Annotated in this window: 25 protein-coding genes; 14 read left to right on the top strand and 11 right to left on the bottom strand. The window is 69.9% G+C overall.

What is annotated here, in order from left to right; all coding sequences use genetic code 11:
• Positions 1–31: 31 nt before the first annotated feature.
• The 4 genes from AOP72_RS13585 to AOP72_RS07450 are packed head-to-tail and all read left to right on the top strand — an operon-like array spanning position 32 to position 1,443.
• On the top strand, positions 32–343 hold the full coding sequence (locus tag AOP72_RS13585) for a Dabb family protein (protein ID WP_062134478.1): 312 nt from the start codon (positions 32–34) through the stop codon (positions 341–343).
• An 8-nt stretch (positions 344–351) separates the two neighbouring features.
• Positions 352–798, top strand: coding sequence for a hypothetical protein (locus tag AOP72_RS07460; RefSeq protein WP_062134475.1), 447 nt, complete (start codon positions 352–354; stop codon positions 796–798).
• Between the two features lie 47 nt (positions 799–845).
• Complete coding sequence (locus AOP72_RS07455; protein WP_062134472.1) at positions 846–1,133, top strand: hypothetical protein; 288 nt, start codon at positions 846–848, stop codon at positions 1,131–1,133.
• 22 nt (positions 1,134–1,155) lie between these two features.
• Entirely contained in the window at positions 1,156–1,443 is a 288-nt protein-coding gene (locus AOP72_RS07450) for a hypothetical protein (protein WP_062134470.1), read from the top strand.
• 99 nt (positions 1,444–1,542) lie between these two features.
• On the opposite strand, the gene AOP72_RS13890 is transcribed toward AOP72_RS07450, so the two are convergent.
• Positions 1,543–1,671, bottom strand: coding sequence for a hypothetical protein (locus AOP72_RS13890; RefSeq protein WP_274519728.1), 129 nt, complete (start codon positions 1,669–1,671; stop codon positions 1,543–1,545).
• Positions 1,672–2,006: 335 nt separating this feature from the next.
• Between AOP72_RS13890 and AOP72_RS07440 the strand changes: the two genes are divergently transcribed.
• Positions 2,007–2,444, top strand: coding sequence for an ArsR/SmtB family transcription factor (locus AOP72_RS07440; RefSeq protein WP_238581638.1), 438 nt, complete (start codon positions 2,007–2,009; stop codon positions 2,442–2,444).
• Positions 2,441–4,168, top strand: coding sequence for a SulP family inorganic anion transporter (locus AOP72_RS07435; protein ID WP_238581637.1), 1,728 nt, complete (start codon positions 2,441–2,443; stop codon positions 4,166–4,168). Before AOP72_RS07440 ends, AOP72_RS07435 begins: the two co-directional genes overlap by 4 nt.
• A gap of 82 nt (positions 4,169–4,250) precedes the next feature.
• Here AOP72_RS07435 and AOP72_RS07430 read toward each other — a convergent pair whose 3' ends face one another.
• The 4 genes from AOP72_RS07430 to AOP72_RS07415 all read right to left on the bottom strand — a co-directional run bounded on the left by AOP72_RS07430 (position 4,251) and on the right by AOP72_RS07415 (position 9,373).
• Positions 4,251–5,567 (bottom strand): maltokinase N-terminal cap-like domain-containing protein, encoded by a 1,317-nt coding sequence (locus AOP72_RS07430; protein WP_062134460.1) that lies wholly within the window; start codon positions 5,565–5,567, stop codon positions 4,251–4,253.
• Entirely contained in the window at positions 5,564–7,258 is a 1,695-nt protein-coding gene (gene treS / locus AOP72_RS07425; protein ID WP_062134457.1) for a maltose alpha-D-glucosyltransferase, read from the bottom strand. Before treS ends, AOP72_RS07430 begins: the two co-directional genes overlap by 4 nt.
• A 64-nt stretch (positions 7,259–7,322) precedes the next feature.
• On the bottom strand, positions 7,323–7,988 hold the full coding sequence (locus AOP72_RS07420) for a response regulator (protein WP_062134454.1): 666 nt from the start codon (positions 7,986–7,988) through the stop codon (positions 7,323–7,325).
• The gene (locus AOP72_RS07415; RefSeq protein WP_062134451.1) at positions 7,985–9,373 is read right to left on the bottom strand and encodes a sensor histidine kinase; all 1,389 of its coding nucleotides are present in this window, start codon (positions 9,371–9,373) and stop codon (positions 7,985–7,987) included. Before AOP72_RS07415 ends, AOP72_RS07420 begins: the two co-directional genes overlap by 4 nt.
• Before the next feature lie 239 nt (positions 9,374–9,612).
• Between AOP72_RS07415 and AOP72_RS07410 the strand changes: the two genes are divergently transcribed.
• The 3 genes from AOP72_RS07410 to AOP72_RS07405 are packed head-to-tail and all read left to right on the top strand — an operon-like array spanning position 9,613 to position 11,647.
• Entirely contained in the window at positions 9,613–11,271 is a 1,659-nt protein-coding gene (locus AOP72_RS07410; RefSeq protein ID WP_084631492.1) for a sodium-dependent transporter, read from the top strand.
• Positions 11,268–11,399, top strand: coding sequence for a MetS family NSS transporter small subunit (locus AOP72_RS13400; RefSeq protein ID WP_152650291.1), 132 nt, complete (start codon positions 11,268–11,270; stop codon positions 11,397–11,399). The genes AOP72_RS07410 and AOP72_RS13400 overlap by 4 nt, the downstream gene beginning before the upstream one ends.
• Complete coding sequence (locus tag AOP72_RS07405) at positions 11,396–11,647, top strand: DUF8108 domain-containing protein (protein ID WP_062134447.1); 252 nt, start codon at positions 11,396–11,398, stop codon at positions 11,645–11,647. The genes AOP72_RS13400 and AOP72_RS07405 overlap by 4 nt, the downstream gene beginning before the upstream one ends.
• A 32-nt stretch (positions 11,648–11,679) precedes the next feature.
• On the opposite strand, the gene AOP72_RS13580 is transcribed toward AOP72_RS07405, so the two are convergent.
• The 3 genes from AOP72_RS13580 to AOP72_RS07395 form a co-directional block, all read right to left on the bottom strand.
• Complete coding sequence (locus AOP72_RS13580; RefSeq protein WP_193746382.1) at positions 11,680–11,838, bottom strand: hypothetical protein; 159 nt, start codon at positions 11,836–11,838, stop codon at positions 11,680–11,682.
• Positions 11,839–11,982: 144 nt separating this feature from the next.
• On the bottom strand, positions 11,983–13,035 hold the full coding sequence (locus AOP72_RS07400) for a hemolysin family protein (protein ID WP_062134444.1): 1,053 nt from the start codon (positions 13,033–13,035) through the stop codon (positions 11,983–11,985).
• On the bottom strand, positions 13,028–14,542 hold the full coding sequence (locus AOP72_RS07395; protein WP_084631489.1) for a hemolysin family protein: 1,515 nt from the start codon (positions 14,540–14,542) through the stop codon (positions 13,028–13,030). Before AOP72_RS07395 ends, AOP72_RS07400 begins: the two co-directional genes overlap by 8 nt.
• A 386-nt stretch (positions 14,543–14,928) precedes the next feature.
• Here AOP72_RS07395 and AOP72_RS07390 point away from each other — a divergent pair, with 386 nt between their 5' ends.
• Positions 14,929–15,957, top strand: a complete 1,029-nt coding sequence (locus tag AOP72_RS07390) for a hypothetical protein (protein ID WP_152650290.1) — start codon at positions 14,929–14,931, stop codon at positions 15,955–15,957.
• A gap of 18 nt (positions 15,958–15,975) precedes the next feature.
• Here the strand turns inward: AOP72_RS07390 and AOP72_RS07385 are convergent, their stop codons facing one another.
• Entirely contained in the window at positions 15,976–16,590 is a 615-nt protein-coding gene (locus AOP72_RS07385; RefSeq protein WP_238581636.1) for a DapH/DapD/GlmU-related protein, read from the bottom strand.
• A 131-nt stretch (positions 16,591–16,721) separates the two neighbouring features.
• Between AOP72_RS07385 and AOP72_RS07380 the strand changes: the two genes are divergently transcribed.
• The 4 genes from AOP72_RS07380 (at position 16,722) to AOP72_RS07365 (ending at position 21,181) form a co-directional block, all read left to right on the top strand.
• Entirely contained in the window at positions 16,722–17,150 is a 429-nt protein-coding gene (locus AOP72_RS07380) for an ACT domain-containing protein (protein ID WP_062134438.1), read from the top strand.
• A 200-nt stretch (positions 17,151–17,350) separates the two neighbouring features.
• Complete coding sequence (locus tag AOP72_RS07375) at positions 17,351–17,779, top strand: MerR family transcriptional regulator (protein WP_062134435.1); 429 nt, start codon at positions 17,351–17,353, stop codon at positions 17,777–17,779.
• Positions 17,776–19,368: a peptide chain release factor 3 gene (locus AOP72_RS07370; RefSeq protein WP_062134432.1), complete on the top strand. Its 1,593-nt coding sequence runs from the start codon at positions 17,776–17,778 to the stop codon at positions 19,366–19,368. Before AOP72_RS07375 ends, AOP72_RS07370 begins: the two co-directional genes overlap by 4 nt.
• 352 nt (positions 19,369–19,720) lie before the next feature.
• Entirely contained in the window at positions 19,721–21,181 is a 1,461-nt protein-coding gene (locus AOP72_RS07365; protein WP_152650400.1) for a SulP family inorganic anion transporter, read from the top strand.
• 51 nt (positions 21,182–21,232) lie between these two features.
• On the opposite strand, the gene AOP72_RS07360 is transcribed toward AOP72_RS07365, so the two are convergent.
• The gene (locus tag AOP72_RS07360) at positions 21,233–21,727 is read right to left on the bottom strand and encodes a GNAT family N-acetyltransferase (protein WP_062134428.1); all 495 of its coding nucleotides are present in this window, start codon (positions 21,725–21,727) and stop codon (positions 21,233–21,235) included.
• Positions 21,728–21,777: 50 nt separating this feature from the next.
• Positions 21,778–23,691 (bottom strand): DUF4914 family protein, encoded by a 1,914-nt coding sequence (locus AOP72_RS07355; RefSeq protein WP_062134426.1) that lies wholly within the window; start codon positions 23,689–23,691, stop codon positions 21,778–21,780.
• Positions 23,692–23,727 lie beyond the last annotated feature (36 nt).

Below are 23,727 nucleotides of genomic sequence, written 5' to 3'. Positions count from 1 at the left end.
ACGCGCCACCGCCATGTGCCAGGCTCGGACCATGGCTGACACCGGCTCCATCGTCCACGTGGTCCTCACCGAGTGGCGCGAGGGGATGCCCGCCGAGTCCCGTGCGGAGATGCGCCTCGCCATCGGGCGGTTTGCCGAGGAGATTCCGGGCGTCCTGAGCGTGGTCGAGGGACCGAGCGTGAGCACCGAGGGGCTTGAGTCCGGCTTCGAGTGGTGCCTCGTGGCGACCTTCGCCGACGCGGCGGCCCGCGACGGCTACCTCGACCATCCGACTCACCTGCCGGTTGCGGCGATCATCGGCGAGTGGGCCGCACGCCTCGTCGTGTTCGATCTCGACGGCTAGCGCCGGCCATGCCCCTGCGCGACGCGATCACGCGACGGTGGGCGCTGGCCCCGACCTCGATGGCCATCGCCGTGGCGATCGTCGGCTGCGGTGCGTCCCCCGCGGCCGCGGGGTCTGCCGAGACGCTCGATCACTCTGACTCGTCTGGCGCTTGCGCGGCCATCGAGGCCGACGTCGCGCCGGTGGCGAGTCCCGGCGCAACCCTGACCGTGCGACTCGAGAACCTTGTCGAGACGTGCCATGACCAAGGAGAGGGGCCCGATAGGGTCCTCGCCACCGTCGAGCTGACGCTTGTCTCGGTGGGAACGAGCGATGCCGTGCTCGCAACCGGGGAGGCCGATGTGGCCCCCGACGCGACCGCCGTCGTGGAGCTGGCGGTCCCCGCCGATGCGGAAGGAGCCCTGTCGATCGAGCACGACCGGGTCTCGCTCGCCGTCGTGACGGTCACCGGCTGACGGGGAGTCCCGGTGGGGTGGCGCCCCGGGGTGCTACTACTGATCGCATGAATGAGGTGCGTCACGGGCGTGAGGTGGTGGAAGACGTCGCCGTCGTCGTCGAGTGGGACCCCGCCGAAGGAGTCGGAGCCGCCCGGGCCAGGACCCATGGTCATGACGTGTGGCTCTTCTACCCCATGTGCTGCGACGGTCTCGATGCGTTCTCCCTGAGCACGGGGCAGGAGATCCGCCTCGCATACGAGTCGACTCCCGATCAGGACGGCTTCACCTGGGTGGGCGTCGCCGCCTCTCCTGTCGCCGGCGCGGTCGGCGGGCAGTCGGAGGTGCAAGCATGACCGTGACCGACGAAGGGGACGCATGCAGAAGCAGATGGTCGACGAGCGCAACGCCATCTCGGAGATCGAGGACGTGCCTCGGTACCGGCTCGAATTCTGGACGGGCGGGCCCGCGCTGGCGAACGCGATGGAAGCCTGGGACGTTCGCAGTCGTAACGCCATCGAGGTGCTGGACTGGGCTCGCGAGCATGCGGCCGAACTGAGGCCGTGCCGGGTGCTGATGTTCTTCGCGCGATCGCATCCGGGCGAGCCCTGGCTCGTCGACCCGATCGAGACCCAGCTGATCTACTCCGCGACGGTGCGGCCGTGACGACGGCGCCAGTCTGAATCGGAGCCTCTGACGCTCGCGCAAGTGCGCTCGGCTGGCGTGACACTGAGCCGACTGATGGCGCCCCCGGGTGGGCGTCGACTACCGGTGCCGCGCCGCAGTGCGTGGACGCAACGTGGTCGCGAACCCCCCGGTGAGGACGATCAGCGCGAGGGCCCACAGCCACACGGCATCGGGGGCGAACGGTGGGAGCTGCGATGCGACGATCATGCTTGCAGCGATCAGGCATGCAACGACTGCACTGCGGTGGTGCGTCTGCCGTGAAGGCGTCTGGCCTGGCATCAGCTGCCTCCTTGGTGTGAGCATCGGCGTCGGGCCGTTCCTCGACCGTACCGAAACCCTGGGTGAGGCTCCATCCGAATCGCGGTTCGCCGCCGCTTGAGCAAAGTGCGTCGCGAACCTCGGAACGGGTCTTGCTCAAGGGCGGACATCGGCACTTCGCCATGTGTGCACTTGAAGAAGTTGTCAATCAGTGAGATCATCGAACCTCGCCCGCCTCGCAGCCCTGCTCGACCTGTGGCAAGTGAACTGTGGCCCAGGAAGCCGTGATCAGGAAGCGGTGGACTGCGAACCCCGACGACCGCCCCGACCTGCACACCCGACGAAAGCGTGACGACACCATGGCTGTTCCGTTGCACCAGGCCAAAGCCGAGCTGTTCCGCACCCTGGGTCACCCCGTCCGCATCCGCGTGCTGGAACTCCTGCTCGAGGAGCCCAAGCAGGTCCGAGAACTCCTGGGCGAGATCGAGGTCGAAGCCTCGAACCTCTCGCAGCAGCTGGCCGTGCTGCGCAGGTCCGGCATCGTCAGCTCGTATCGCGAGGGCGCCACCGTGATGTACCGCCTGAGCACCCCCGACGTCGCCGAGCTGATGGGCTCCGCGCGCAGAATCCTCGCCTCAATGCTGACCAGTCAAGAGGACCTGCTGGCCGAGCTCCGCACCGAGATGCCCGCCGGAGCGTCCTCAGAGCCGAACCAGACGTGAGCGTCGCCTGGACAGGAGCCGCCCGTCCGGCGCGCACCGTGTGGGGCAAGGTGGTGTCCCTCTTGCCCGGCCGCGACGACTGGCGAGAGGTGCGCCGCGACCCCCGCCGGAACCTGATCGCCGGGGTGACGGTCGCCATCGTGGCCCTGCCGCTCGCGCTGGCCTTCGGCGTCGCGTCGGGCCTCGGAGCGCAGGCCGGTCTGGCCACCGCCGTGGTCGCCGGCGCCGTCGCCGCCATCTTCGGAGGCTCCAACCTCCAGGTCTCGGGTCCCACCGGTGCGATGACCGTGGTGCTGGTGCCCATCGTGGCCCAGTTCGGATCGTCCGGCGTGCTGATGGTGGGGCTGATGGCCGGCGTCGCGCTCATCGTGATGGCCGTCGCCGGCCTGGGCCGCTACGTGCGCTACCTGCCCGCCCCGGTGATCGAGGGCTTCACCGCAGGCATCGCCGTCGTGATCGCGCTGCAACAGGTGCCCGTCGCGCTCGGGGTCACGGGCCTCGAGGGTGAGAAGGTGTGGGCCCTCGCGGCCGAGGCCGTGGGGGAGTTCGCCACGAACCCGAACCCCGCACCACTCGTCATGTCGATCGCGGTCGCCGCGATGATCCTGGCTGGCGCCCGCTGGAAGCCCGCGCTGCCGTTCTCGCTGGTGGCGGTGGTCATCGCCACTCTCGTGGCTGTCGTCACGCCGGTGGACCTCGCGCCCCTGGGTGATCTGCCCGCCGGGCTGCCCTCCCCGTCGCTGGCCTTCCTGGACATCGGCGCGATGGGCACCTTGGCGACCGCGGCCGTGGCGGTCGCCGCGCTCGCGGCCCTCGAGAGCCTGCTCAGCGCAACCGTGGCCGACGGCATGAGCGTCAACGAACGCCACCACCCCGACAAGGAGCTGTTCGGCCAGGGACTGGCCAACATCGCCGCCCCGTTGTTCGGCGGGATTCCCGCGACGGCCGCGATCGCCCGCACCGCGGTCAACGTGCGCGCCGGCGCCAGCTCCAAGCTCGCCGCGCTCACCCACTCCGTGGTGCTGCTCATGGTGATCCTGGTGGCCTCGACGCTGGTGAGCCATATCCCGCTTGCGGCGTTGGCCGGGGTGCTGTTCGCCACAACCGTGCGGATGGTCGAGTTCGCGTCGCTCAGGGCCCTCGCCCGGGCCACCAAGGGCGACGCCGTCATCCTGGTCCTGACCTTTGCTGCGACCGTGGCGATCGACCTCGTGACCGCGGTCATCATCGGCATCGCGGTGGCCGGACTGCTCGCGCTGCGCGCTGTGGCTCGCAGCGCCCGCGTGGAGCAGGTGCCCCTCGAGGCGGGCGACTACACCGAGGAGGAGCACGCGCTCCTCAGCGAGCACATCGTCGCCTACCGCTTGGACGGGCCGCTGTTCTTCGCGGCGGCGCATCGGTTCCTGCTGGAGCTGTCCGAGATCGCCGATGTGCGGGTGGTCATCCTGCGCATGTCACGGGTGACGACGCTCGACGCGACCGGCGCTCAGGTGCTCGGTGACGCGATCACTCGGCTCGAGAAGCGGGGCATCGTGGTGATGCTCTCGGGCATCAAGCCTGGCCACGACGCGGTGATGGCCAGCCTGGGCGTGGCTGCTCACCTCGTCGCCGGCGACCACGTGTTCGCCGACACTCCCAGCGCGATCGAACGCGCCCGTCACCTGCTGCACACTGATCAGTCTCGCGACGCCGACGCCGACACCGACGGCGCGGTGCCGGCGTAGCGCCTGCTCGCTCGATACAGCGCACTGCCCGCCGGTCGGCGCATCGGTCGCCGGACCTGGCGTCTGGACGCAGCCGACCGACCTACAGCAGCCGCTCCAGCGCTCGCAGCGGAATCTGGACCCAATCCGGCCGATAGTTCGACTCGTAGACCACCTCGTAGAGGGCCTTGTCGATCTCATACGCGTGGAGCAGGGCCGCCGCAGTCTCGGAGTCCTCGTAGCCGTAGCCGCGCAGGAACGCGATGCGGTTGCGTCGCACCCAGTCGTCGACGTACTCGGTCTCCTCGACGCCGGTGACGATCGCGACGGAGTGCGCCGCGTAGTCCAGCGATCGCAGCTGGCCGGCCACGTCGCGCGCGACCGAGTCCAGCCGCACCCGGTCGGCCAGCGGCTGCGCCGGCTCGCCCTCGAAGTCGATGATCTTCCACCCAGACGTGGTGCGGAGCGTCTGTCCCAGGTGGAAATCGCCGTGCACGCGCTGCACCTCGACGGGTTCACCCGACGCGACCGCGGCGTAGGCCGCCCGAGCCCGGTCGGCGTAGGCGCCCACGGACTCGTGCATCGCCACCGCCTGGTCCAGGCGGGACGTGAGCCGTCCGACGAGCGCGGCGACCTCCTCAGAACCCCACGTCGCCGTGGGAAGCGTCTGCCGCATCTGCTCGTGCACGACGGCGAGCGTGTGGCCCAGCCGCTCGGACTCGCCGGCGAAGTCCCCGCCGGCCTCGCGGGCCCGCACCGCATCGTCCTGGAGGGCCCGCACGCTCGTCCGGGCGGTGTCCCAGCCATCCGTCGCGGACCTCTGGAACACGCCGATCATCGCGAGGTCGATGTCTCCGGCGGAGATCCACCCCTCGAGCGGAGAGATCTCCTCGGACCCGAGCTCCGTGAGCGCCGCCTGGATCTCGATGTCGGGGTTGCGACCCGGAGCCAGTTTGCGGAAGAACTTGATGAGGCTCTCGCCCACGATCACGGAGGTGTTGCTCTGCTCCGCGGAGAGCAGCACGTTGTCCTCGTGGGACTCGAGTGCGAAGCCGTCGATGCGCGAGTACTCGATGTCGCCGGGGCCCGACTGGCCCTCGGCGAATCCGCGCAGCAGGATGCCGCGCGCCTCGGGGTCGTGGAGGGCGTCGTAGACGTAGAACACCTCGCCGTCGAGCGACGCGGCGCCGACGAATCCGTAGGAGAGGTCCTCGCGGGGGTGCTGACGGTACGACAGCGGCACATTGAACATCGAGCCGGCGGTGACCAGTTCGAATCTCACGCCCAGGCCCTCCGCAGGGTCGCTCAGCCATGCGAGCTCGCGCACCTCGGTGATGGGGACCTCGACCTGGCCCTGGCCGAACCACCGCTGGCGCGCCAAGTAGGCGCTCAGTTCGGGGCGTTCTGTCCACTGACTCATGGCAAGGTTCCTTCCGAGAGAGCCGACCGGCTTATCCGGAACCAGTAGAAGCCGTATCCGGCGAGGGTCAGCAGGTACGGGAGCTCCCCGATGGCGGGGAACTCCACGCCGCCGAGCATCTCCACGGGCTGCGAACCGCTGAACTGGTGCAGGTCGAGTTCGACCGGCTGCGGGAAGCGAGAGAGGTTGTTGACGCACAGCATCACGTCGTCACCGTCCTCCCGCAGGTATGAGAAGACCGACGGGTTGGACCCGCCCAGGTCGAAGAAGCTGCCGCGGCCGAACGCGGAGTGCTGACGGCGCACATGGATCATCCGTCGGGTCCACTGCAGGAGCGATGAGCTGCTCTCCTGCTGCGCCTCGACATTGACCGACTGGTAGCCGAACACGGGGTCCATGACCGGAGGCAGCGACAGCTTGCCCGGGTTCGCTCGCGAGAAGCCGGCGTTGCGGTCGGGGGTCCACTGCATCGGCGTGCGCACGCCGTCGCGGTCTCCCAGCCAGATGTTGTCGCCCATGCCGATCTCGTCGCCGTAGTACAGCACCGGCGATCCCGGCAGGCTGAGCAGCAGGGCCGAGAACAGCTCCATCTGGTTGGTGTCATTGTCGAGCAGGGGAGCGAGCCGCCGTCGAATGCCGATGTTGGCCTTCATCCGTGGGTCGGTGGCGTACTCCTTCCACATGTAGTCGCGATCCTCGTCGGTCACCATCTCGAGGGTGAGCTCGTCGTGGTTGCGCAGGAAGATGCCCCACTGGCAGTGCTCGGGGATGGCAGGCGTCTGGTCGAGGATCTCGCTGATGGGGTAGCGCGACTCGCGCCGCACCGCCATGAAGATGCGCGGCATCACCGGGAAGTGGAAGCACATGTGGCATTCGTCGCCGCCTTTGGCGGGATCGCCGAAGTAGTCGACCACGTCCGCGGGCCACTGGTTCGCCTCGGCGAGCAGCACGCGGCCCGGGTAGTTCTCGTCCACGTAGGAGCGCACCGTCTTCAGGAAGTCGTGCGTGCGGGGCAGGTTCTCGCCGTTGGTGCCCTCCTCCTCGTAGAGGTAGGGGACCGCGTCCAGGCGGAACCCGTCGACGCCACGGTCGAGCCAGAACTTCAGCACGTCGATCATGGCCTGGTGCACGGCGGGGTTCTCGAAGTTGAGGTCCGGCTGGTGGCTGTAGAACCGGTGCCAGAAGTACTGCTGGCGCACTGGGTCCCACGTCCAGTTGGAGCTCTCGGTGTCCACGAAGATGATCCGGGCCTCGGAGTACGGCTCGTCCGAGTCGTTCCACACGTAGAAGTCGCCGTACGGCCCCTCGGGGTCGCTGCGCGACGCCTGGAACCACGGGTGCTGGTCCGAGGTGTGGTTCATGACCACGTCGATGATCACGCGGATGCCGCGCGAGTGCGCCTGGTCGAGGAACTCCTGGAAGTCCTCGATGGTCCCGATGTCCTCGGCGACTGCGGTGTAGTCCGCGACGTCGTAGCCGCCGTCCTTGAGGGGCGACGGGAAGAACGGGGGCAGCCACAGGCAGTCGACTCCCAGCCATTCGAGGTAGTCGAGTTTCTCGGTGAGGCCCTTCAGGTCGCCCACTCCGTCGCCGGACGAGTCCCGGAAGGAACGGATGAGCACCTCATAGAACACCGCCGACTTGAACCAGTCGAGGTCGGTGCGGTCAAGGCCCTGCTCGGCGAGATCCATGTCCCTACCGTAAGCATTGCGAGGGCAGATGGCCAGGTCGCGCCTGGGGCGAGGGGCTCGTGCCCTAGCCATCCACCTCGACGACGCGGTGCTGGTACGCCCACACCACCGCCTGCAGTCGGGATCGCACGCCGATCTTGGGGAGCATGCGCGACACGTGGGATTTCACCGTCGACACCTCGAGCACCAGCTCACGCGCGATGTCCTCGTTGGACATCCCCTGCGCGAGCAGCAGCAGGATGTCGAGCTCGCGGGGTGACAGCAGGTCGGAGCCGTTCGCGACGGTGACGGGCTGGGTCTGGCGGCGTCGGGAGAACTCCCGGATCACGGTGCGGGTCAGCGAGCCGTCGAGAGTGCCATTGCCGGCGGCGACCGAGCGCACCGCGGCCACGATCTCCTCGGGCTCCGAGTCCTTGAGCATGAATCCCGATGCGCCCGCCTCCAGCGCGGCGAAGACGGAGTCGTCGATGGCGAAGGTGGTGAGAATCAGGACGGGGATCGGGTGCTCGGCGTCCGGGGAGCACAGCTCGCGAGTGACGCTGATGCCGTCCCGGCCGGGCATGCGCACGTCCACGCAGGCCACGTCCGGCCGCAGCTCCTTGGCCATCGCGACCGCCTGGTCGCCGTCCACGGCGGCGCCCACCACCTCGATGCCCGATGCGGCGCCCAGCAGGGCAGTGAGTCCGGCGCGTACCAGCCCCTGGTCGTCGGCGATGAGCACGCGGATCATGGCAGCGCTCCCGGCTTCGTCGTAGGCGAAGGCGCTGTTGGAGAAGGCGTTGGTGGAGAAGGCACTGAGGAAGGAGGCGTTGAGGAAGGAGGCACTGAGGAAGAAGGCATTGAGGTCGGAAGCGTCGTGGGGGAAGACGCAGTGTCGTGGCCGGTCTCGCGCGGCACCCGCAGGGCCACGCGCCAACCGTCGTCCTCGGTGGGACCGTAGGTGAGACGCGACCGCGTCAGAGCGGCGCGCTCCTCCATTCCTCGCAGGCCGAACCCGCCCTCACCGTGGGTACCGGCCGCGACCGCCGCATCGGGCGTCGCCGGACCGTTGCTGACGACGATCTCGAGAGCGCCACCGGCGTCGCGAAGCTCGACGTCGCAGCGTCCGTCCGGTGCGTGACGCGCCGCGTTGGCAAGCGCCTCCTGGACGGTGCGGTACGCCGCGAACTGCCCCAGCGGGCCGATGCCCCGGGAGAGCGCGCGAATGGTGGTCCCGTCGGCGACCGTGAGAGTCACGTCGAGGCCGCGCGCCCGGGCGGCGGGGATCAGCGTCTCGAGCCCCGCGAGCGACTCGACGTCCACCGAGGCGCCGTCGTCCTGCCGCAGCAGCGCGACCAGCCCGCGCAGCTCGTCGAGCAGGGTGCGGGTCTGGGCGCGCACGTCCGCCAGCCCGGCCTTCGCGGTGGCGGGGTCGGTGTCGATCTGCTGCGCGATGGCCGAGGACATCAGCGCGATGCCGGACAGATGGTGCGCGGCGATGTCGTGCAGCTCGCGGGCGATCGCGGTGCGCTCGGCGGCGATGGCGGCCTGGGTGCGGGCCTCGAGCTCGCCGGCGCGCGCCGTGGCCTCGCGCTCGCGAGAGGCGGCCATCGCATGACGCGCCGACACCGCCGCCGCAATCGCGGTGGGAATGCCGATGACCACGATGGCCTGGCCGATCGCGGCGGCGAGAGGGATCCACAGGCCGCCGTCGAGGCGCACGTTGGCGATGGTCCCGGCGGCGGCGGTGAGGACCGTCGCGAGGATCCAGGGCGTCCAGGACTCGGCCGATGCGCGCTGCCGCGTCGCGACATAGGCGGCGGCGATCACCGCGACCAGTGTGATGCCCGATGCCTCACCGAGCGGGACGAGCGATGCCACCAGCGCGACGGCGGCCGTGGCAACGAGCACATGACGCGGGGCCGACGATATCCACGCCATCCTTGCGCCCTGCACGACGACTGCTGCCGCGACGGCCCACCACTGCCAGTCGCGGGGCCCCGGCATGTCGACGGCGGCCTCGGGGTCGACGCTGGCGAGCGCAGGAAGGATCGCGAGCATGGCGAGGGCGAGTGCCGCGACCACGATGCCGAGGATGAGGTCGCCGCGCTGCGGGGCGCGGGGGATCGGCGGCATGGAGCGAGTTTCTCACGCCCAGCCGTCCGCGGCGGCGGTGAGAGGAGGTGGTGAGACAAGGAGGCGAGAGAAGGCGGCGAGTCAAGGAGGCGAGACAAGGAGGCGAGAGAAGGCGGCGGGAGAAGAAGCGGAGAGGAGAGGGCCCCAGTCCGCGCATCGGCCCTGCTTCACGTATGTTGGTGCCAGTTCGGGCCCGTCTGGCCCGCACCAGCAGGACCCGCACCAGACCTGAGGTGAGCATGCCCGCAGACCCCACCCGCGCATCGGCCGCAAGCGCGCCTCCCGGCAGCGAACCCGCGGCGACCGCGGTGGGGAGCAGGCGCGAGCACTGGTCCGGCCAGACGGCGTTCATTCTGGCGGCGATCGGCTCTGCGGTGGGGCTGGGCAACATCTGGCGCTTCCCCGGCGAGGCCTATGACAACGGCGGGGGAGCCTTCATGATCCCCTACTTGGTGGCGCTCATCACGGCGGGCATCCCGATCCTGTTCCTCGAGAACGCGATCGGCCACCGCTTCCGCGGCTCCGCGCCGCTGGCATTCCGCCGCATCTCCCGCCGTGCCGAGGGCGTGGGGTGGTGGCACGTCGCCATCTGCTTCGTGATCGGGCTGTACTACACGGTGATCATCGCGTGGGCGCTGAGCTACTTCTTCTTCAGCTTCGACCTCGCATGGGCGGGGGACCCGGCCGGCTTCTTCAACGACGAGTTTCTGCAGCTCGGCGAGGTGGGCGTGGGACTGGACTTCGTCCCGGGCGTTCTGATCCCGCTTGCAGCGATCTGGGCGGTCGCGATCCTGGTGCTCGCGCTGGGAGTCGCGCACGGCGTCGAGAAGCTCAACGTGATCGGCATCCCGCTGTTGGTCGCCACCTTCGGCATCCTGGTGGTGCGGGCCTTGATGCTGGATGGAGCGGCCCAAGGGGTCGAGGCGCTGTTCACTCCCGACTTCTCCGCGCTCACCAACCCCGACGTGTGGATCGCCGCCTACGGCCAGGTGTTCTTCTCCCTGTCGCTTGCGTACGGCGTGATGCTCACCTACGCCTCGTACCGGGAGCGGCGATCGAACCTCGCCGGCCCCGCGCTCGTGGTGGCATTCGGCAACAGTTCGTTCTCGCTGCTCGCCGGGCTGGGCGTGTTCGCGACCCTGGGCTTCCTGGCGGCCCGCGAGGGCGTCGCGGTGGCGGATCTTGAGGGGATCGCCGGGGTGCAGCTGTCGTTCGTGACGTTCCCGGCGGTGATCGCGCAGATGCCCGGCGGCCAGTGGTTCGGCGCGCTGTTCTTCGCGTCCCTGGTGATCGCGGGGCTGACGTCGCTGATCTCCGTGCTGCAGTCCGTGAGCTCGGCGCTGCAGGACAAGTTCGGGTGGACGCCCCGGCGCGGGGCACTGACCGTGGGGCTCACCTCGGCGACGCTCTCGATGCTGCTGTTCGGCACCACGACCGCGCTGTATGTGCTGGACGTGGTGGACCAGTGGGCCAACCAGGTCGGCATCGTCGTGGGGGCCGTCGCGATGATCGCCGTGACGCTGTGGTGCGGTCGGCGCGGGCGTGAACTCGCGCGCCACCTCACCGTGCTGTCGAGCGTCAAGGTGGGGCGCGTCTGGCTGGTGGTCGTCAATGCGGTCGCCGTGCTGCTGGTGTACATGCTCATCGACACGACCGTGCGTCTCGCCACCGAGGGCTACGACGGCTACCCCGGGTGGTTCCTCGTGGTGTTCGGATGGGGAGCGGTCGCCGTGCTGCTGGTCGCGGCTCTCGTGATGCCGCTCGTGCGGTGGAGCCGCGGAGACGACCACGAGTTCGTCGCCTGGCCCACTCGCGCCCAGCTGGGGGTCCCGGACCGTGCCGCCGCCGCGAGGGCGCCGTCGGAGCATGATCCCGCGACGGACGGGGGAGCGTCATGAGCGCCGATGCGTGGGCACTGCTGATCGTCACGGCCGCCGTGATCTGGGGTGGGCTCGTGACGTCGGTAGTGTGGTTGGGACGGCATCGTGGCAACCCGATGCCCTTCGACGACGAGGAGGCATCATGACGAACAAGGCGATGGACGCCGAGGTTGCGAGCTATGTCTCACGCGGCTACGGCGTCGAGTCCCGCACACGGTCGCAGGTGGTGCTGGTGCGCACCCGCCGCATGGGGTGGTTCTGGAACTCGATCCTGGTGCTGCTCACGGGTGGGCTTTGGCTCATCTACGTGATCTACCGCCTGGCGAACCGCAAGGTGGACCGCATCGTGCTGACCTCGGCCGGCCGCGGCGCCTTCAGGCGTTCCAAGGGCTGACCGCCCGCTCGGCGCGGCCGGTGACCGCGGGCTCAGCCGCAGGGGATCCCGCAGTCGAGCTGACGACAGTCAGGGTCCACGTCGGGCTCCTCGAGCGTATCGACCATGATCTGCACCGCGAGGGCGGGGGCATCGGGCCCGATGACGACCATGGTGAACTGACCGAACGGCGACCGGCTCTGCCACCGCACGCTGTGGTCCTCGTGCGCAGCTCCGCCCCACTGCGGGGAGGCGATCCAGGGAACACGGGAATGCTCACGGGGCGACTGTTGGCCGTCCCACGGCCGCGCAGGGCCCGCAGGTCAGGAGGTCAGGAGGGCCGACCGGTCAGAGCGTCAGCTCTCGGCGACCACGACCTGGCCCGCGTCCACGACCTCGCCCACCAGACGCTCGATGACGTCCTCGAGCATCGCCGCTCCCACCACGTTCCCGTCGTCGTCACGCACCAGCGCGATGTGGGCGCCTCGCGCCTGCATCGCGGTCAGCGCCTCCTCGAGCGACGCGTCCGCAGGGATGAACGACAACGGCCTCACGGCATCGTCGGGGATCGGCTTGGTGGCGTGTCCCCGCTCGACGCTGACAAAGTCCTTGAGGTGCAGGTAACCGACGTATTCACCGTCGTCGCCCACCAGCGGGAAGCGTGAGAAACCCGTCTTCACGCACTCCTTCTGGGCGCGCTGCGGCGTGACGTCGACCGGCAGCGTCACGAGCTCGGAGCGCGGCGTCAGGACGTCGCGCACGGTCTCGAAGGACAACGAGATCGACCCCGTCATGACGCGGTGCGACTCCTCGTCCAGCAGTCCCTCCTGGCGGGACTGCGCCACGAAGGCGGCGACCTGGTCCGCATTGAATGCCGACGCGACCTCCTCCGTCGGATCCACCTTGAGCGCCCGCAGCACGGTGTTCGACACGGCGTTCAACAGCCAGATGAGCGGCTTGAGGATGGTCACGATGAGGTAGAGCGGGGGGCCGAGCAGGATGGCGGACCGCTCCGGTCCCGCGATTGCGATGTTCTTGGGCACCATCTCGCCGAGCACCATGTGGAGCGAGACCACGATGGCGAGCGCGATGGTGAACGCGATGCCGTGGAGCCACGGCCCCGTCACGCCGATCGCGTCCAGGGGCTTCTCGAGCTGGTGCGCCACCGCCGGCTCGCCGATGGCACCGAGGCCAAGCGAACACATGGTGATGCCCAACTGCGCGCCGGCCATCATGAGCGACACCTTCTCCATGGCGCGCACGGTGATGCGAGCGGGATAGGAGCCCTCGGCCGCGCGCGGCTCGATCTGCGTGCGCCGCGCCGAGATCAGCGCGAACTCGGCGCCGACGAAGAACGCGTTGCCCAGCAGCAGCGCGATGGCGATGAGAATCGCGAGATAGTCAGGCATGGGTGCCCTCCGAGCCAGTGGCCGAGGCGGCACGCGCTCCGTCGGCATCGGCCTCCGGGTGGCCGTCGTCGTCGTGGCGGCCCTCGCCGCGGCGGCCGCGCATGCTGTCGCGCAGGCCCTCGCGTCCACGCCCGCCGCCGTTGCCGTCCTCGTCGCCGTCCTCGGGTGGGAGCGCCTCGACGATGAGTCGGTCCACTCGATGGCCGTCGAGACGCGTGACCGTCATGCGCACGACCACCTGGGTGGGGATGTCGTCCTCGTCCCGGTGGTCCTCGTCGCGCGCCTCGACCTCGATCTCATCGCCCACGCGCGGGAACCGCTCGAGGTGCTCGGTGATGAGGCCGCCGAGGGTGTCGGACTCGCGCGCATCGGGCATGTCGAGGTGCATGATGTCGCCTGCCTCGTCGGGCCTCAGCAGTCCGGACAGGGACCAGCGGCGCTCACCGATGCGGCGAAAGCGCGACACCGGACGGTCCTGCTCGTCCTCGATCTCGCCCACGATCTCTTCGACCAGGTCCTCGAGCGTCACGACGCCGTCGGTGCCGCCGTACTCGTCGACCACGAGCGCCACCTGCGAGCCCTTGCGCAGCGCGTCGAGCACCGAGCTCAGCGGCATGGTGGACGGGACGGAGTCCACGGGCAGGCAGATGTCCCGCATGGTCGTCGACTTGCGCTGTCGCACCGGCACGGCGAGGCCGGCCTTGAAGTGGGCCACGCCGATGATGTCGTCCACGCTCTCGCCGATGACGGGGAACCGTGCGTGTCCCGTCTTGGACGCGAGCTGCAGCAGCTCGACCACGGTGTCGTCGGCGTCCAGGAACTGCACGCGCGTGCGCGGCGTCATGGCGTCGGAGGCGGTGGTGTCCTTCATCTCGGAGGCGCGGGCGAGCCTGCGGGCCACCCGGGGCTCGAGCGTGCCCTGCGCCGCCGAGCGCTCCGCGAGCGACTCGAGCTCCTGCGCCGACCTCGCTGAGGCGAGCTCCTCGCGCGGCTCGATGCCGAGGGCGCGCACGATGCGGTTGGCGCTGCCATTGAGCACGCGGATGAGTGGTCCCATGAACCAGGTGAACCCACGGTTGGCGCCGGCGACCGCGCGGCCGATGCGCATCGGTTCGGCGATGGCCCAGTTCTTGGGCACCAGCTCGCCGAAGATCATCTGGGTCGAGGTCGCAATGATGAATGCGACCGTGAACGACACCGCGAGGGCCGATCCCTCGGGCACGCCCAGGGTCTGGAGGGGTCCCCGCAGCAGCGTTGCGATGGATGGCTCCGCAATGAATCCCACGAGAAGGCTCGTCACCGTGATGCCCAGCTGGGCGCCGGAGAGTTCAGTCGAGAGCTTCTTCAGCGCCGCCTTGAGCGACGCGGCGTGCTTGTCGCCCGAGGCGGCGGCCTTGTCGACCGCGGGACGGTCGACCGTGACGAACGCGAACTCAGCGGCGACGAACAGTGCGTTGAGACCGATGAGCACGATCACGAGCAGCAGGAGCAGCCACGCTTCGATCATGACACCGGGCCGATGCGGTCGTGCCCTGCGGGTGCCTGGCTCGCCGAGGCGGGGGACACAGCGCGGGAATGGTCGGGAGTAGGCGCCGGGCCGCGAGTGCTCGCCAAGGGCGACACCGCGGGCCGGCGCTCAGGACTATGGCCGTCGGGCATGGAGGGATTGTACGTGAAATGGTCTCGCCCGCGCGGCATCGCCGCAGGCGGGCGGAGGCCGCCCGGCAGGCGTGACCTAAGTCCTGCGCGGCTCCGCTGGCGAGAGGCTAACGTCGAGAGCGAGTCGCAGTCCGAGGGAGCGCCGTGACCGCCAGGAGTGACCACGACAGCGTGGGTGAGCGCGAGAGTGCGCCCCCACCGCACGCCGCACCGGTGTGTCCCATGTCCCTCCGCATGAATGAGATGGCGGCGATGCTCAACGCCGAGCTCGCCGACCATCCTCTCTATGACGGCTTCGAGGTCCAGCGCTTCGACGATTCCGAGCACGGCACCGGCATGGTGGCGTTCCTCAGCCGCCGTGCTGATCGCACCATCGACTACTACGTCGAGCCCGGTCTTCGACTGGACCGCAGGATGTTCGGAATAGGCGGCGGACTGCGATCGTGGAACGAGACCAAGTTCGCGGCCGCGGCTCTCGAGGTGGCCGAGGACGGCGTCACCGCTCACGTGGCGTTCACGGACGTCGACGGACGCCCCGTCGAGATCGTGATCGACGACCGTGACGGTCGCCCCCGCCGGCGCGGGGCGCTGCTGGCGCCCGTGGGCGACGGCATCGACCAGCCCACGTCGCTGATGCTGGTGTGGATGCCGCAGTTCGACCTGGTGCGCGATGTCCGCGACCACGAGCCGGTGATCCGGATCGACGGCGACGACGCGTCCGTCGGCCGCCTTCCCGGAGCCGCACTTCACCACCGTCACCTCATCAAGTACGCCGCAGGCCTGCGCGTCATCGAGGTCAACCGCGACCTCGACGCTCCCGCGACGGCGGGAGGGCCCGGCTCCGTCGAACTGGCGCGTGACGGCACCGCAGTGAGCGCCATCACGGCGACGACGGGGGACACCGTGGCGCGCATCGCGTTCAGGCCGGCGTTTCCCGACCTGCGCCGCGTCGACGCGGGAGACGAGCACGCAGGCGAGTGGCGCATCGGCGTGGACGGGTGCACCCTCACGGGCGGAACCTGGACCGTGGCGGGTGCCGCCGACCGCGCCGAGGTCCACCTCGCCGTCACGCGCCGATGGCGGCCGCGCGGGCTGCCGTGGCTCATGCGCACGGTGACGACCGTGATCCCGGTGTTCCGGCGGTGGCCCACCAGCTACGCGTGGCGCGCGACGATGCCCTCAGTCGACGGTCCGATGCGTTCGCATTGGGAGCGCATCCGACGGGAGGATGGTGCCGGATATCGAAAGGCCACGGGCAGCTGACGCCCGAGCGGCCGGTGTCTACAGCTCGCGCACCACTCGGGCCGGGTTGCCGGCGACGAGCGTGCCCGGCGGCACATCCTTGGTGACCACGGCGCCCGCGGCCACGACGGCGCCGCGACCGATGGTGACGCCCGGGCACACCACCACGGAGCCGCCCAGCCAGACGTCGGGCTCGAGCGTGATCGGGAACGCACGCTCCCACCCCTCGCGTCGAAGCTCGACGTCGAAGGCGTGATTCACGGTGTAGAAGCGGGTCTCCGGGCCGATCAGCGCGTTGTCGCCGATGGTCACGATGCCGCTGCCGAGGATCATCAGGTTCGCGTTGATGAAGACGTTGGAGCCGAACCGCACCCGCTCCTTGTACTCAAGGTAGATCGGCGGACGGAAGTCGAGCCCCGGCCCGCATTCGCCCACGAGGTCCTCGAGCATGCGCGTCGCCGCCGCCGGGTCCTCGAAGTACAGGCCGCCGAGCTCGCGCAGCCGGGCGATCGTGGCGCGCTGCATGTCGGCGAGCTCCGGGCCGGCACGGTACCGGAACCACTCGTCGTCGGCGAGCTTCTCGTACTCGGTGCGTGCGGCATCCTCGACGGGAACCTCCGCCATCTTCGCTCGCATGTCGGCTCGGTCGGTCACAGTTCCTCCAGGTGGTCGCTCCCCACAACCTAGGCCCCCGCATCGGCGTGCGTATGGGACCTCCGGCGTGTCCGCCGCGTTCCGGCCCGGACCGATGGCCTCCCGGCCGTCGCGGTCGGTACGCTCGAGCCATGCCAGGCGAGCGCGACCTCGACACCCTCATCGCGACCATGCGTCCCGCACTCGATCCCGTGACGTACGTGTGGGCCTCCATGGAGGGGCTCGCCGCTGCCGGAGCGCTCATCGACGCGGTCGCGACCGTGCGCGAGGCCGAGGGCTGGAGCCTGGTGCTCCCGATCGACGCCGCATCGCGTCACGGCCTTGAGTTCACCTTCCCGAGCGCTCGCCTCACGCTGACCGTCGAGTCCGCGCTGGAGGCGGTGGGGCTCACCGCCGCCGTCGCAGGAGCGCTGGCCGACGCCGGGATCGCCGCCAATGTGGTGGCCGGCTTCCATCACGATCACGTGTTCGTGCCGCGCGAGCGGGCGGCCGATGCGGTGGCGGCGCTCGCGGATCTCGCCGACGGGGAGGGTTCGCTCGGCCCCTCCGAGGGGGAGTGAGTGCGCGGGCGAGGCTCGCGCTGGCCCCGGCCCGCGCATCGGCGCTGCTGCCAGGCGGTGCCGGCGCCGCAGATGACCGTGCGGCGCTCGGCGGCGACACCGTCTGTGCCCCGGGAGCGGCGAGCGAGGTGCGCCGTCTCGCGATGAGTGCGACGAGTCGGGGCGCCGGTCGCGGATAGGCTAGTGGGTCGACGACAGGGATGAGCATGGACGACCACAAGCAGATCGGCGAGGCGGCGGAGCGCACCGGGCTGTCGCTGCGCACCATCCGCTATTACGAAGAGGTGGGCCTGATCACGCCCTCCGCCCGCTCGCACGGCGGGTTCCGGCTCTACACCGATTCGGACATCGCGCGCCTGATGCTCGTCAAGCGGATGAAGCCGCTGGGCTTCAGCCTGGACGAGATGCGCGACCTGCTGGGCGTGCTCGACGAGTTGGATCGCGACGACCTCGCGCCCGCCGCCCGCGCCAGCGCCCACGAGCGACTCGGCATGTTCGAGGCCGCGGCCGACGAGCGCTGCGCGAGCCTGCGGTCGCAGCTCGAGACCGCTGAGGAGTTCGCGCACAGCCTGCGGCGCGAATCCCGTCAGCAGGCCCGACACCACGAGAGCGCGGGTCGGGACCGGTGACGGCGCCCGTCCTCCACGCGGGAAGCGTGGCCCAGGAGTCGGATCGCCGCCGCAGCATCGCCGTCATCTCCCACCCCGACGCCGGAAAGTCGACCCTGACCGAGGCCCTCGCGCTGCACGCGCACGCGATCGAATCGGCCGGCGCCGTCCACGGCAAGGGCGACCGCGCGGGCACGGTGTCGGACTGGATGGAGGTCGAGCAGAAGCGCGGCATCTCGATCACGTCCGCCGCGCTGCAGTTCGCCTACGGCGACCACATCGTGAATCTTGTCGACACCCCCGGCCACGCCGACTTCTCCGAGGACACCTACCGGGTGCTGACGGCCGTCGACGCGGCCGTGATGCTCCTCGATGCTGCCAAGGGTCTCGAGCCGCAGACGCTCAAGCTCTTCGACGTGTGCCGCCGCCGCGGCGTGCCCGTCATCACGTTCGTGAACAAGTGGGACCGCCCCGGCCGCGAGGTGCTGGACCTGTGCGATGAGCTGGAGCAGCGCATCGGCCTGCGCCCCGCGCCCGTGACGTGGCCCATCGGCGTCGCGGGCCAGTTCGCCGGCCTGCTGGACCCGACGGACGGCAGCGTGCGCACCTACCAGCGCGCCCCCGGCGGCGCAGCCGTCGCCGTCGAGACGGTGCTCGACGCCGACGAGGCCGCCCGTGAGCTCGGCGACGATTACGTGGCCGCCCACGAGGAGGCGCAGCTGCTCGAGCCCGTGGACCGCGAGGCGTTCCGCCGCGGAGAGTCGACCCCGCTCATGTTCGGCGCCGCGCTCAGCAACATCGGCGTCAAGCAGCTGCTCGACGTGGTGATCGACCTCGCCCCGTCCGCCCTGCCGCGCCCCGACGAGGCAGGCGAGGACCGCCCCGTCGACACCCCGTTCAGTGGCTTCGTGTTCAAGATGCAGGCCGGGATGGACAAGCAGCATCGCGACCATGTCGCGTTCATCCGTGTGTGCTCTGGAGTGTTCGAGCGGGGCATGGTCGTCACCCACGCGCGCACGAAGCGACCCTTCGCCACCAAGTACGCGCTGTCCGTCTTCGGCCGCGAGCGCTCGACGGTCGAGCGGGCCTACCCGGGCGACGTGGTCGGCCTGGTCAATGCCAGCTCTCTCGCGGTGGGGGACACGATCTACGACCCGTCCGGCAAGCACGTCGCGTACCCGCCGATGCCCGCCTTCGCGCCCGAGCACTTCGCCGTAGGCCGCGCCAAGGATCCCGGCCGCTCCAAGCAGTTCCGCAAAGGGATCGGCCAGCTCCAGCAGGAGGGCGTGGTCCAGGTGCTCATCTCGGAGGCACGGGGAGACGCGAACCCCGTGCTCGCGGCCGTGGGGCCGCTCCAATTCGAGGTCGCGGCGTTCCGCATGGAGCACGAGTTCTCGGCGCCGATGCACCTCGACACCATGGGGTTCTCTCTCGCTCGCCAGGTGGCACCAGACGACCTCCCCGTCGTGGCGCGGTACCCCGGCATCGAGATCGTGCGGCGCGCCGACGGCGTGATCCTCGCGCTCCTGCGCGACATCTGGCACGCGCGGTCCTTCGAGCGCGCCCACCCCGACGTCCCCCTGGCCTCGCTCGACGCCAGCAGCGAGTGAGCCTGCCAAGGTTCGACGAGGCCGCGCCGTGCGGCGTCCCACCAGCGCGGGGTCGCAGTCTCCCCTCACGTGAGGGTAGGGTGGGGCGCGGCTGGGAGGCGGCCTCGTTCGAGCCCCCGGTCCCGTCCCGGAAGCCGTAGCCCGGCATCGAGAATCGTCGCGCAGCGTTGCGCGCTCCAGTCCAGTCCCCACCAGGGTCCGCGCCGTCACGGCGACGCCCCTCGGGCGTGCTCGCCCGCAACAGACGAAGGAACGCCGCGTGTCCGATAACGCCCGCCCATACCTGTCCGATCCCGCCCCCACGCCGCAGCCCGTGAACGGCGCGCCCGAGGCCGACGAGTCCTTCTCCGTGATGGCGGCGCTCACGTCGCCGCGCCGCCTGCGCACCGAGGTGTTCGCCGGCCTGGTCGTCGCGCTCGCGCTCATCCCCGAGGCGATCGCGTTCTCGATCATCGCTGGCGTCGATCCACGCTTGGGACTGTTCGCCTCGTTCACCATGGCCGTCACCATCGCCTTCGTGGGAGGGCGGCCCGCGATGATCTCCGCGGCCACCGGCGCGGTCGCGCTGGTGATCGCCCCGGTCGCGCGCGAGTACGGGATGGACTACTTCATCGCCACCGTCATCCTGGCGGGCGTGCTCCAGGTGGTGCTGAGCCTGCTCGGCGTCGCCAAGATGATGCGGTTCATCCCGCGCTCCGTCATGGTGGGCTTCGTCAACGCCCTGGCGATCCTGATCTTCATGTCGCAGATCCCGCATCTCACGGACGTGCCGTGGGCCGTGTACCCCATGGTCGCGATCGGCATCGTGATCATGGTGCTGATGCCGCGCTGGACCAAGGTCGTCCCTGCCCCGCTCGTGGCGATCGTCTTCCTCACGGCCGCCGCCCTCATCGCGGTCATCAACGTCCCGACGGTGGGCGACGAGGGCGAACTGCCCGACTCGCTGCCGACGCTGTTCATCCCGGACGTTCCGCTCAATCTGGAGACGCTGAAGATCATCGCACCGTACGCGCTCGCGATGGCGCTGGTGGGCATCATCGAGTCGCTGCTGACAGCCAAGCTCGTGGACGACGTCACCGACACCCACTCGAACAAGACGCGCGAGACGTGGGGCCAGGGCACCGCGAACATCGTCACGGGCTTCTTCGGGGGCATGGGCGGCTGCGCGATGATCGGTCAGACCATGATCAACGTGAAAGTCTCCGGGGCCCGTACTCGCATCTCGACCTTCCTGGCCGGAGTGTTCCTGCTGATTCTGGTGGTGGGGCTGGGTGACACCGTCGCGACCATCCCCATGGCGGCGCTCGTGGCGGTGATGATCATGGTGGCCGTCGGCACCTTCGACTGGCACTCGGTTCACCCGGGCACGCTGAAGATGATGCCCAAGTCGGAGACCGCGGTGATGCTCGTCACCGTGGTCATCACGGTGTGGACCCACAACCTCGCGATCGGCGTGGGCGTGGGCGTGCTCACCGCGATGGTGCTGTTCGCTCGCCGCATCGCGCACCTCACGACGGTGACCCGGCTGGACGCCACGGACGAGGACGACCAGCGCGTGTACGCCGTCGAGGGCGAGCTGTTCTTCGCCTCGTCCAACGACCTGATCTACCAGTTCGAGTACTCGGGCGACCCGCAGAACATCGTGATCGACATCTCGGGCGCGCACGTCTGGGACGCCTCGACCGTGGCGGCCCTCGACGCCGTGCGCCACAAGTACGCCAAGAAGGGCAAATCCGTGACCATCGTGGGCGCGAACGAGGACACCCAGACCCGGCTCGATCGGCTCGCCGGGAACCTGGGCGGCGGCCACTAGGTCACGTATCGGGGCCGCGGGTGGTCCGCGCCGCGGTCCGTGCGGGCCGGGTCAGCCGCACTCGCGGTACAGGTAGAAGGCGCGGTCGCCCGTGTCGGGGTCGCGGTGCACGAACCCGTGACGCTCGTAGAAGCGCAGCGCACCGTCGTCGGGTTCGTCCACACCGATCTCGACCATGGCGATGCCGCGCCGCGATACCTCCTCGAGCAGCCGGCCCATCAGTGCGGAGCCGATGCCGCGCCCACGGAGATGGGGCACGACGGAGAAGTCCTCGAGGTAGGCGACCGGGCCCGCGCTGAGCGCCGACTCCCTCATCGCGAGCGTCACGAACCCCACCGCAGGGTCGCCCGCGAGCAGTGCCCAGAAGCGACGGCCCGCGAGCAGGCGCCGCAGCCGCGCGTCGAGCACCTCGATCGCGTCGATGGGCGCCTCGAACTCGGTGGTGAAGTCCCACAGCAGCCGGGCCAGCGCGGACGCGTCGTCGACCGACGCGACCCGCACGAAGACCCCCGCATCGGGTGGCCCCGGGGCGAGCGCATCGGCCATCCTTCGAGGTTACGACGACCCGGACGCGTGCGCGCGGCGTCGGCGTCCCGCTACAGGTACGTGGGCGTGAGCGCCTCGTAGTCCGAGACGTCGCCGTCGGCGAGGCACGTCTCGATGATGCGTCGACCCAGGTCGGACAGGTCCGGCGTCACGAACTGAGCGAGCTCGGACTTGAAGAATCCCGTGAGGATGCGGCAGCCCTCGTCGTACGCCTCGAACCCGACCTGCGACTGCATCTCGGGTCGCAGCAGCGTCCGACGCACCGGCTGGCCGTCCAGGGTGATCTCGTGAGGGGTGTAGCCGAACAGCGCGCACCGCGCGGGCTCGAGCTGTTCGGCACGCATGCGGCCCCCGCCCTTGCGAGCGAGCCACTCGCGAGTGAGCCATTCAGCGGAGAAGCCCACGTGGTACGCGCCGATGTGCTGGTTGGGGGTGAGCACGTACCGAGTGTGGTCGTAGGTGACGAGCTGCTCGAGCAGCAGGTTCGCGGCGGCGACCTTGGTGCCGGTCGAGAACGGCCAGTACGACCCCACGCCCTCCGAGACCATGCCGCCGTGCTCGAGAGTCGAGAGCGCATCGGCGGCCTCGCCGATCGACGGGTTCTTGTCGCCGCGCGGCGCCACCAGCCGCCACAGCCAGGCGATCGCCGGTGGGACGAAGTGAGCGAGGCCCATGATCCCGTAGCTGGGCTGGTCGCGCGTGCAGGCCGGCATCCGCACGCCGAACGTCCGCACGTCCACGGGCTGCGGCTCGTCGACGATGTCCTCGATCATGCGCCGTGGGATCACCACGCGAGGGTTGGGGCAGGGTGTGCCGGTCGAGTCGAGCGTGTGCTCCCACGGCAGCACGGTGGCGTCGGCGACGCCGTGGATGTTGAAGAACACGAGCGGCGTGTCCGGATGGATCACGGCGCGCTCGAGGTGCGGGTCCTCGCCATAGGTGCGGAGGTTGTCGACGCGCACGAACCAGCCATCCTCCGCGTCCGCGACCACCATGCGCCCGCTGCCGTCCTGGACCGCAGGGTGGCACAGCGTCATGTCATCGGTGACGGGGGACAGGTCCGAGGTCTCGGACAGCGTGATGTAGTACGGCTCCTCGGTGACGACGTTCGCGCCCAGCAGGATGCGGCCGTCGTCCTCGCGGCGCAGGTCCTGGCACATCTCGGACTTGCCGCCGCCGGAGGCGCCCTCGTGCATCACCACGGTCTCGTTGTCGTACGGGGTGGTGACGCGCACCGACGAGGCGTGCGCCGTGATCCACCCCTCGGCCTCGCCGATGTCGAGCAGCACCGAGAACACGCCCTTCTTGGCGCTCGGGCCCGGGTACAGGTTGTAGGCGAAGATCTCGTGCAGCGTCTCGGAGCGGTCGTGGACCACCACCTGGCGACCGTCGAAGTGGCTGTGGCGGAACGGGGGCGCGACGTACAGGATCGAGCGTGGGTCGAATGGGCCCAGCGCGTCGAGCGTCACCCACCCCTGCAGGTCGACGAGCGCGAGCGCGAAGAAGGCGGCGTTGACGGGCACGATCGCGAGCGACGGCGATCCGTGGACGGGTCCGCCGGCCTTGAAGGGCACCACCACCAGGTCCTGCCGCGCCAGCCACGCGAGGGTGTCCGCGCGCGTGTCGTCGAAGCCGTGCCCGAACCTGTCGGCGAAGCGCGTCTTGTCGGTGGGGCGCGAGTCCGCAATGACCATGCACTGCGGGTCGCGCCGGCGCATGTAGTCCTCGGGGTAGTTGACCGCGAGGCCGTTGCGGCACCGCGTCACGGTCGCCTCGGTGATCGACTCGCCGTCGACGTCGTAGTCGACCGAGAACTCCGGGCCGCCGTCGGGCCCGAGGGCGATCGCGTACAGCTCGGCCCGCGTGGCCGGGACCGTCACAGAGGGAGCAGTGGCGAGCACGTGCCTCACGTCGGGGGCGAGGGTGACATCCCTCAGGGCGGCTGCGGTGGGGGCAGTGGTCATGGTGGCTCCTCGCAAGGGTGGGTCGTGCAGCGGCGC

It is taken from the genome of Demequina aestuarii (assembly GCF_000975095.1).
GTDB lineage: Bacteria > Actinomycetota > Actinomycetes > Actinomycetales > Demequinaceae > Demequina > Demequina aestuarii.
This window is presented reverse-complemented; position numbering and strand designations above follow the sequence as displayed.

What these genes read in the sequence shown, in the direction of transcription:
- AOP72_RS13585 (WP_062134478.1), top strand. Translation starts at nt 32, where the DNA reads ATGGCTGACACCGGCTCCATCGTCCACGTGGTCCTCACCGAGTGGCGC.
- AOP72_RS07460 (WP_062134475.1), top strand. Translation starts at nt 352, where the DNA reads ATGCCCCTGCGCGACGCGATCACGCGACGGTGGGCGCTGGCCCCGACC.
- AOP72_RS07455 (WP_062134472.1), top strand. Translation starts at nt 846, where the DNA reads ATGAATGAGGTGCGTCACGGGCGTGAGGTGGTGGAAGACGTCGCCGTC.
- AOP72_RS07450 (WP_062134470.1), top strand. Translation starts at nt 1,156, where the DNA reads ATGCAGAAGCAGATGGTCGACGAGCGCAACGCCATCTCGGAGATCGAG.
- AOP72_RS13890 (WP_274519728.1), bottom strand. Translation starts at nt 1,671, where the DNA reads ATGATCGTCGCATCGCAGCTCCCACCGTTCGCCCCCGATGCCGTGTGG.
- AOP72_RS07430 (WP_062134460.1), bottom strand. Translation starts at nt 5,567, where the DNA reads ATGAGTCAGTGGACAGAACGCCCCGAACTGAGCGCCTACTTGGCGCGC.
- treS (WP_062134457.1), bottom strand. Translation starts at nt 7,258, where the DNA reads ATGGATCTCGCCGAGCAGGGCCTTGACCGCACCGACCTCGACTGGTTC.
- AOP72_RS07420 (WP_062134454.1), bottom strand. Translation starts at nt 7,988, where the DNA reads ATGATCCGCGTGCTCATCGCCGACGACCAGGGGCTGGTACGCGCCGGA.
- AOP72_RS07415 (WP_062134451.1), bottom strand. Translation starts at nt 9,373, where the DNA reads ATGCCGCCGATCCCCCGCGCCCCGCAGCGCGGCGACCTCATCCTCGGC.
- AOP72_RS07410 (WP_084631492.1), top strand. Translation starts at nt 9,613, where the DNA reads ATGCCCGCAGACCCCACCCGCGCATCGGCCGCAAGCGCGCCTCCCGGC.
- AOP72_RS13400 (WP_152650291.1), top strand. Translation starts at nt 11,268, where the DNA reads ATGAGCGCCGATGCGTGGGCACTGCTGATCGTCACGGCCGCCGTGATC.
- AOP72_RS07405 (WP_062134447.1), top strand. Translation starts at nt 11,396, where the DNA reads ATGACGAACAAGGCGATGGACGCCGAGGTTGCGAGCTATGTCTCACGC.
- AOP72_RS07400 (WP_062134444.1), bottom strand. Translation starts at nt 13,035, where the DNA reads ATGCCTGACTATCTCGCGATTCTCATCGCCATCGCGCTGCTGCTGGGC.
- AOP72_RS07395 (WP_084631489.1), bottom strand. Translation starts at nt 14,542, where the DNA reads ATGATCGAAGCGTGGCTGCTCCTGCTGCTCGTGATCGTGCTCATCGGT.
- AOP72_RS07390 (WP_152650290.1), top strand. Translation starts at nt 14,929, where the DNA reads ATGAATGAGATGGCGGCGATGCTCAACGCCGAGCTCGCCGACCATCCT.
- AOP72_RS07380 (WP_062134438.1), top strand. Translation starts at nt 16,722, where the DNA reads ATGCCAGGCGAGCGCGACCTCGACACCCTCATCGCGACCATGCGTCCC.
- AOP72_RS07375 (WP_062134435.1), top strand. Translation starts at nt 17,351, where the DNA reads ATGAGCATGGACGACCACAAGCAGATCGGCGAGGCGGCGGAGCGCACC.
- AOP72_RS07365 (WP_152650400.1), top strand. Translation starts at nt 19,721, where the DNA reads ATGGCGGCGCTCACGTCGCCGCGCCGCCTGCGCACCGAGGTGTTCGCC.
- AOP72_RS07360 (WP_062134428.1), bottom strand. Translation starts at nt 21,727, where the DNA reads ATGGCCGATGCGCTCGCCCCGGGGCCACCCGATGCGGGGGTCTTCGTG.
- AOP72_RS07355 (WP_062134426.1), bottom strand. Translation starts at nt 23,691, where the DNA reads ATGACCACTGCCCCCACCGCAGCCGCCCTGAGGGATGTCACCCTCGCC.